Below are 936 nucleotides of genomic sequence, written 5' to 3'. Positions count from 1 at the left end.
GGGCGGCTTCTACCCCGGCCAACTTGTCATCTTGGCTGGTCGCCCCGGCATGGGCAAAACCACACTCGCGCTCGCCATTGCACTGAATGCGGCGCGCGAAAACGGGGTCTTCTGCTGCTCCCTCGAGATGTCAGCCGAGGAGTTGGCGGAGCGCGCTCTAGCCGCTCTGGCGTTCGACGGCCGCCGGACGGCGCTCACCTATCGACGGATCGCAGAGGCGGCCAGCCTGTCCAATGATGAGGTCGAGCGGCTCCATCATGCCAAGGGCCGCATGGCGAACCTGCATCTCCAAATCGAGCAACAGCCGGGGATGACGCTGGGCCAGGTCTCGGCCCGGGCAAGGCAATGGAGGGCCCGCTGCGAAAGGGCGGGCGCACAGCTCCGGCTGATCGTGGTCGACCATATCGGTCTTGTCAGGCCTTCTACCCGCTATGCCGGCAACCGCGTGAACGAGGTTTCGGAAATTTCCGGCGGCCTAAAGGCTCTCGCCAAAGAGCTGGGCTGCACCGTCATGGCCCTGTCCCAGCTAAGCCGAGAGGTTGAGCGGCGGGACGACAAGCGGCCCGTGCTCTCGGATCTGCGCGACTCCGGCTCCATTGAGCAAGACGCCGATGTGGTGATCGCGGCTTACCGGGAGGGCTACTACCTGGAGCGGCTGCCGAACCTCACGCCCGAGCAGGAACAGCGGCTGTTCGATGCTCAGGACCAAATTGAGATCGAGGTGCTGAAGCAGCGTCAGGGGCCAACGGGACGTTTCCAGCTGTTCGCCTCGCTGCCCTGCAATGCCGTGGCGGAGCTCGGCGCATGAGCAACGCCGCGATCGCATGGGCCAAAGGTCAAAAAACGGGGAGCGGCTCGCGAAAGATCGTCCTTCTCGTGCTGGCCGATTACGCCGATCAGACCGGACAGGCGTTTCCCTCTGTCCGACAGCTCTGT

At 64.4% G+C, this 936-nt stretch carries 2 protein-coding genes; both read left to right on the top strand.

What is annotated here, in order from left to right:
• Positions 1-808 (top strand): DnaB-like helicase C-terminal domain-containing protein (locus ACYVO7_RS25725; RefSeq protein ID WP_460452607.1); only part of this gene is annotated, 808 nt, incomplete at its 5' end.
• Positions 805-936, top strand: a 132-nt coding sequence (locus tag ACYVO7_RS25720; RefSeq protein WP_460452608.1) for a helix-turn-helix domain-containing protein, incomplete at its 3' end; no start/stop codon positions are given. The genes ACYVO7_RS25725 and ACYVO7_RS25720, both read left to right, overlap by 4 nt.

It is taken from the genome of Alsobacter sp. SYSU BS001988 (genome assembly GCF_054796215.1).
This window is presented reverse-complemented; position numbering and strand designations above follow the sequence as displayed.